At 67.3% G+C, this 7,023-nt stretch carries 6 protein-coding genes; 4 read left to right on the top strand and 2 right to left on the bottom strand.

Going from position 1 to position 7,023, the window contains the following annotated elements; translation table 11 throughout:
- On the top strand, nt 1–2,806 hold a 2,806-nt coding region (locus tag BKY26_RS11880; RefSeq protein WP_071690612.1), incomplete at its 5' end, for a 2Fe-2S iron-sulfur cluster-binding protein.
- The gene (locus BKY26_RS11875) at nt 2,799–3,317 is read left to right on the top strand and encodes an aminomethyltransferase family protein (protein WP_071690611.1); all 519 of its coding nucleotides are present in this window, start codon (nt 2,799–2,801) and stop codon (nt 3,315–3,317) included. The genes BKY26_RS11880 and BKY26_RS11875, both read left to right, overlap by 8 nt.
- A 123-nt stretch (nt 3,318–3,440) precedes the next feature.
- On the opposite strand, the gene BKY26_RS11870 is transcribed toward BKY26_RS11875, so the two are convergent.
- Entirely contained in the window at nt 3,441–4,898 is a 1,458-nt protein-coding gene (locus tag BKY26_RS11870) for an aldo/keto reductase (RefSeq protein WP_071690610.1), read from the bottom strand.
- 4 nt (nt 4,899–4,902) lie between these two features.
- Complete coding sequence (locus BKY26_RS11865) at nt 4,903–5,556, bottom strand: GntR family transcriptional regulator (RefSeq protein WP_071690609.1); 654 nt, start codon at nt 5,554–5,556, stop codon at nt 4,903–4,905.
- Nucleotides 5,557–5,638: 82 nt separating this feature from the next.
- Here BKY26_RS11865 and BKY26_RS11860 point away from each other — a divergent pair, with 82 nt between their 5' ends.
- Together BKY26_RS11860 and BKY26_RS11855 are read left to right on the top strand one after the other, a co-directional pair.
- Nucleotides 5,639–6,013, top strand: coding sequence for a TIGR04076 family protein (locus tag BKY26_RS11860; protein ID WP_071690608.1), 375 nt, complete (start codon nt 5,639–5,641; stop codon nt 6,011–6,013).
- The coding region (locus BKY26_RS11855) for an aldo/keto reductase (RefSeq protein WP_071690607.1) at nt 6,010–7,023 on the top strand (1,014 nt) is incomplete at its 3' end. The genes BKY26_RS11860 and BKY26_RS11855, both read left to right, overlap by 4 nt.

Below are 7,023 nucleotides of genomic sequence, written 5' to 3'. Positions count from 1 at the left end.
CCGCGACAAGCCGATCGGGTTTACCTTCGACGGGCAGCCCCTGAGCGGGTTCGAGGGCGATACGCTCGCCTCTGCTCTGCTGGCCTCGGGCCCCCGCATCCTTGGGCGCAGTTTCAAGTATCACCGCCCGCGCGGGTTGTGGGGGATGGGCGGCGAGGAGCCCAATGCCATCCTCGACGTGACAGGGCCGGAGGGGGTCACGCCCAATGTGCGCGCCACGCAGATGCGGCTGCGGGAGGGCATGGCGCTCGTCTCCGTCAACGCTGCCCCCGATGCGGCGCGGGACCGGTTCGGCGTGATGGACCTCGCGCATCGCTTCCTTCCGGCGGGGTTCTATTACAAGACCTTCATGGCCATGGGCTGGATGCGGTGGGAGCCGATGATCCGCCGCATGGCCGGGCTTGGCCGGGTCGATCCGGGGCACCATCCGGCGGCGGATGCGGTGCCGATGAACGCGCGCTGCGACCTGCTGGTGATCGGCGCGGGGCCTGCCGGTCTGGCGGCGGCGAGGGCCGCTGCGGGGCAGGGGCGCGCGGTCTGGCTGATCGACGAGGCGGGTGAGGTCGGTGGCTCCCTGCGCTGGCGCGGCGGGCAGATCGACGGCGGCGACTGGCGAGAGTTCGCCAGCGAGACGGTGACGGCGGTCGCGGCCGCTGGGGGCCGCGTGATGACGGACACAACACTCTGGGGCGCGTTCGACCATGGGCTTTACGCGGCATGGCAGCGGCGGGTGGGCCAGCCGGACCGGCACTGGCGGATCCGGGCGGCGAATGTCGTTCTGGCCGCAGGTGCCATCGAACGCCCCCTGTGGTTCGCCAATAACGACCTGCCCGGCGTGATGTCGGCAGAGGCGGCGCTGCATTACCTGCGCCTTTACGGGGCCGTTGTCGGGCGGCGGATCCTGCTCGCCACAGGCAATGACGCAAGCTACCCGGTTGCGGCGACCCTCGCCGAGGCAGGCGCGCGGGTGACGCTGGCGGATATCCGGCGCGATGGCCCCGCCGCACCGGAAGGGGTGGAGTTACTACGCGGCGCGCGACTGACAAAGGCCAAGGGGCGGCGCGAGGTCGGCGGTGCGGTCGTCGACGGCGGCCATGTGGATGCCGATACGGTGCTGGTCTCGGGCGGCTACACGCCCTCGGTCCATCTGTGGTGCCAGGCTGGCGGTAAGCTCGACTGGAACGCCGGGGCGGATGCGCTGGTGCCACGCCCGGGGACATGTGACATGGCGGTGGCTGGGGCCGCGAACGGGGGCTTCGGGCTGCAAAGCGCGCTAGAGGAAGGGCACCGGGCCGGGGGCGGCACAGGCCCCGCGCCGCGCGCCGCAGCGTCAGGCGATTGGGGCCTTATCCCGATGCGTCCCGATCCGACGCTGAAAGGCCGCCAGTGGCTCGACCCGCAGAACGACGTGACGCTGAAGGACGTGAAGCTCGCCGCGCAGGAGGGCTATCGGTCCGTCGAGCATCTCAAGCGCTACACCACGCTCGGCATGGCGACCGATCAGGGCCGCAGCGCCAATTTCGCGGGGTTGGCGGCGATGTCGGCGATCACGGGGCTGTCGATCCCGGAAACCGGCACAACCACCTATCGCCCGCCCTTCACGCCGGTGCCGCTGAAAACCATTGCAGGGCCAAGGCGCGGGGAGCTGTTCAACCCGGTCAAACGCCTGGCGCTGGAGCCGGTGCATCGCGCACAGGGCGCCCGGTTCCGTGAATATGGCGGCTGGCTGCGCCCCTCGGTCTATGGGGACGGCGAAGAATCCACGCAGGCACAGGCCGAGGCGAAGGCCGCGCGCGAGACGGTGGGGCTCTACGATGCCTCGCCCCTTGGCAAGATCGAGGTGATCGGGCCGGGCGCGGCAGAGCTTCTGGATTTCTGCGGCTATATCCGCATGTCGACCCTGAAACCGGGGCGCGCGCGCTATGGTTTCATGCTGTCGGAAACCGGGATCGTGCATGATGACGGGGTGGTGTTCCGGCTGGCGGAGGATCGCTTCATCGTCTCGGCGTCGTCCAGTCACGTGGCCAGCGTGCGCATGATCCTGGAGGAAGCGCGGCAGGACCGGTTCGATCCGCGCCGAAGCTTCATCCATGACGTCACCGCGAATTGGGTGACGATCACGCTTACCGGTCCGCGCGCGGGCGATCTGGCCCATGCGGCGGGGCTGCCCGACCGGATGCTGGCGCTGCCGCATATGGGCGTGGCGGAGGGTCGCTGGAACGGTCAACCGCTGCGCGTGGCGCGGGTCAGCTTCACGGGCGATCTAAGCTACGAAATCTCGGTGCCCGCCCGTCATGGGGCCGATCTGCATGCCCAGCTGGAGGCCGCGCGCGCGCCCCACAAAGGCCGCTGGATCGGGCTGGAATCGGTGATGATCCTGCGCGCGGAAAAGGGCTTCATCCTTGTGGGCAAGGATACAGATGGCGTGACCATGCCCCATGACCTTGGCTGGGGCGGGTCGCGAGAGAAACGCAAGGACGAGTATTTCGGGCGGCGGTCGCTCTTCACGCCCGAGGCTTGCCGCAACGACCGGCGGCAGCTGGTGGGGCTGGTCACGGACGGCCCCGACCCGCTGCCCGTGGGGGCGCATCTGGTGGCCAGCGATGGCCCGCGCCGGTCGCTCGGGTTCGTGACCTCCAGCCATGTCAGCCCGACGCTCAAACGCCCGATCGCGCTGGCCCTGTTGGAAGCGGGCGGTTCCCGGATGGGCGAGGCGCTGACCGCATTCCATCTGGGGGAAACGCGATCCGTGCAGGTCACCCCCGCCTGTGCGTTCGACCCGGAGGGAGGGCGGCTGAATGGATGAACGTCGCTGGACAAATCCGAGCCCGGAACCGGGACAGGTGGCGGAGTATCCCGGTCTCTCGGTCGCCTGCGAAGCCCCTGGAGGGGCGCTGATGATCTCTGGCGATCTGGATGCGGCGCTCTCGGCACTGGTGCAAGGGGCGCCCGTCCTGGGCTGCGGGGCACCGACACCGGAGGGGCCGCACGCGATCCGCATCGCGCGGGACAGGGCGTTGCTGGTCACGGACGCGCCGCTGGACGTGGCACCCGGCTGGCACGGGTCCTATGCGGTCAGTCTTGCCGATGACCTCTATACCCTCATCTCGCTGGAGGGCCCACGGGTCGAGGAAATTGCCGCCGCCTGCACCGCAACGCCACTCGATGGCAGTTCGCCATCGGCCACAACGCTGTTTGGCGGTCTTGGCGCTCATGTCACGCGCAGAGGCAACCGTCTGATGATCCGGGTCCAGTCGCCCGACGGGGCGGCGCTCTGGTCCTTGCTGGCTCGGCTGGCGGGGGGCAGAGACCGTTGATCCATCAGCACCGACGTGATCCGGCTTATTCTTTGTCGCGTCGCGCCGCTGGCTTGGGCACTTCCTGATAGCCCCACAGCTCGACGCATCGCCGCCCGCCGCGTTTTGGGTCCGGCCGTGACCCTATTGCCGGTTCAGGATGGCCTCGGCCTCGATCTCGACCCTGTGATCGCCGATCAGCCCCGCCACGCGCACCAGCGTGTTGGCGGGTTTGATGTCGCCGAAGACGCGGCCATGCGCGCGGGAAATGGCCAGAACGTCGGTCTCATCGGTGATGTAGATCCGCGTGCGCGCGATATCCTCTACCCGCCCGCCGAGCGAGATCACGGCGGCGATGATCCGGTCGAGGATATAGGTGGTCTGCGCGCCTGCGTCGTCGGGCGCAACGGCCCTGTCGAGCCCCGCAATCGCCGTGGTACCAGAGACCAGCACCCGGTCCCCGATGCGTTGCGCGCGGCAGTAACCCGCCTCGTCCTCCCAGTAGGAGCCGGTCAACACGCGGGTGGATGATACGCCAGCAGGCTCCGGCGTGAATGGCTTGGGGATGGCGTCAAGGTGGTGCGACAGGTCGCCCGACGCGGTCAGGAAGGGCGGCTTGCGGTATTCATCGCCGCAATCGCCGGGAATGGGCGTCGTCGCCGCGAAGGCCGCGTCCAGCGCCGCTCGATCCTCCTCATCCAGTGCAAAGGAGAAGAGCCGCAGGTTGTCGGCGGTGTGAACCGCCTCGCCGAGCCGCGCACCGATAATCACCCCGGCGACACGAGCTTGTTCCAACACCCAGCGCGTCGCCACGTTGGACATCGACACGCCATGCTTGCGCGCCACCGCGGCGGCGGCCCGCAGCACCCCCTGGAAGGCCTCCCAACCGCCTGCGGTCTGGATGAATCGGTGATATTTCATCTTTGACCAGTCGGTGATCTGCTCGGGCTCCGGTTTGTCCAGCCACTTGTCGGATAGGAATCCTCCATTCAGCGTGCCATAACCCAAAAGCCACGCGCCATGCCGTTCGCACACCTCGGCCAAATCCCCCGCCGCACGCCGGTCGATCAGCGAGTAGCTGACCTGGTTCGTCAGGATCGGCACCCCGTCCGAAAGCGCCAGGTTCAGATGCGCGGCGTCGAAATTGGTGACGCCCAGTTCCGCGATCAGCCCTTCCTTTCGCAGCCGCGCCAGTTCGTGCAGCGCATCGAGCCATTCGGGGTGTTCGAAGGTCCACCAGTGGAATTGCAGAAGGTCGATCCGGTCCACCTGAAGGCGCTGCAACCGCTCCTCCACCCCTGCCCGCACGACATCGGCCGTCATCGGGCCGGGGGCGGGGCACCACTTGGTGAAGGCCAGCGGACGAGGCGCGCCGCCCCGGGACAGAAGCCGCCCGGCGATGATTTCGGAGCTGCCATAGTGGTCAGCCATGTCGAAAGTGTCGAAACCCTGGTCGGCATAGGCCGCCAGCCAATCCGCCCCGGTATCGGGGTCGATGGTCGCGCCATCCTTCTCGATATCCGCGACTTGCCATAGCCCGGTCAGCGCGCGGGAAATCTCCAGCCTGTCGGAGAGTTTCAGGCGGTCGGGACGGTCGGGCATGGGGTCACTCCGGGGGCAGAAGGAAGTTGAAGGATCGCGTGATATCGGCTTTGAGCGCGGCATGGGCGGCGTCCCGGTCCCCACGGCGCAGCGCATCCATCAGTTCGAAGTGATGCACATGTTCCTCGATTTCAGAGGCCGCCGGACGATTGATGATCAGGTTCAGATACGCGCCATATTGCAGCCACAGCGCCTCGACGATGGGCAGCAGCACCTCGGACCCGCCGATGCGGTAGAGCGTGAAGTGAAACTCGTGGTTCGTGACCAGATCCGGCATGTTTCCCGGCGTGTCGGGCACCCGCGCGAGGATCGCATCGAGCGCCGCGAGATCGGTCTCTGACATCCGGTCCATCGACTGATCAAGCGCAAGAGCCTCCATCGCCAGCCGCGCCGCCATCAGATCGCCCGCCCGACGCGCGTCGAAGGCGGGCACCATCAGCTTGCGCGTGGGCGTGTCAACCAGCGCCCCTTCCGCCACGAGGCGGCGCACCGCTTCCCTGACGGGGGTCATCGACACGCCCAGCTGCGCCGCCAGATCCCGCAGGGTCAGCACGTCGCCGGGCGCGAAGGCCCCGCGAGTAAAGGCATCGCGCAGGGCGAAATAGGCGTTTTCACGCAGCTTGGTCGGATCGAGCGGGGCAATGGCGGGTGCAGACATGGGCGCTTGACAGAATCGGTGAATACTTGTGATTAAATATCACAGATCGCAGATCACACGGCAAGGCCGGAAAGGCGGGACGATGGAAAAGGACGGAGAGCGGGGGTTCTGGCTCTATGACTTGCGGGTCGATACCGTGCTGGACGGGCGTGTGCCCGTGTGCCGCCATGTGGAGGGGGAATCCTTCCGTGTGATCGGCGAAAACCTCGTTTTCGACCAGCCGCACAAGCTGTCCATGTATGCGCTGGCCGCCCTTCTGCCGCTTCTGCCCGCCAAGCAGCGCCTGACCGACGCGGATGACTGGATGAGCACAGACGCCGAGATCGCCTGCCCCGATCCGCATTGCGGCGGTCGCTTCCGCATCATCCGTGAGGGCAAACGCTGGTACTCTCACGCGGCGACAACGGGCCTGCCGGATCAACGCAGCACCCCCTATTGGCAGGAGATCGAGGAATGACCGTGGAAACGGCGGATCTGCGCCCCGGCCACCGCATCTCACGCGTGATCAAGGGCGGCTGGCAGCTGGCCGGCGACCATGGCGAGGTGCTCCGCGAGCAGGCCATCGCGGATATGGAGGCCTTTCTGGACGCCGGGATCACCACCTTCGACTGTGCCGACATCTATACCGGCGTCGAAGAGATGATCGGCCATTTCATCGCCGATGTCCGAAACCGGCGGGGGGCCGAGGTCGCCGACCGCGTGATGGTGCACACGAAACTGGTGCCGGACCTTGGCCGCCTGCCGGATATCCGTCCCGACGAGGTGGAGGCCATCGTCGACCGGTCGCTGAAACGCCTGCAGATCGAGCGCATCCCGCTTGTGCAGTTCTACTGGTGGGACATGTCCATCGGCAACGCGGTCGAGGCGCTCGACGTGCTGAAGGAGTGCCAGAAGAAGGGCAAGATCGCCAATCTGGGCGCCACCAACTGGAACACGCCGGTGATGGACCGGTTCTGCGATGCGGGGTTCGACGTGGTCTCGGCGCAGGTGCAGTATTCTGTGCTGGACCGCCGGCCTGCCGGAGATTTCAGCGATTGGGGCGCGCGGCGCAATGTACAGATCCTGGCCTATGGCACGCTGGCAGGCGGGTTCCTGACCGAAAACTGGCTCGGCCAGCCCGATCCCGGCTTTGCGTTCGAAAACCGCAGCCTGGTGAAGTACCGGCTGATCATTGATGAATTCGGGCCATGGGACCTGTTCCAGTCGCTGTTGCAGACGTTGCAGGCCATCGGGGACAAGCACGGGGTGGCGCTGTCCTCGGTCGCAACCCGATGGGTTCTGGACCAGCCACAGGTTGCCGCCGCCATCGTCGGCGCGCGCTATGCCCGCCACCTGCCCAAGACGCTGGAGGTCTTCGGGTTCGCGCTGGATGCCGAAGACCGGGCGAAGATCGACACGATTCTGGCGCAGGCGGGCGGCCCGAACGGCCCCGTCTATGGGCTGGAGGGCGACCGCAGCGGCCGCCAC

The organism is Nioella sediminis (assembly GCF_001879695.1).
GTDB lineage: Bacteria > Pseudomonadota > Alphaproteobacteria > Rhodobacterales > Rhodobacteraceae > Nioella > Nioella sediminis.
Note: the sequence above shows the minus strand (reverse complement) of the source record. Positions and strands in the feature narration are given on the sequence as shown.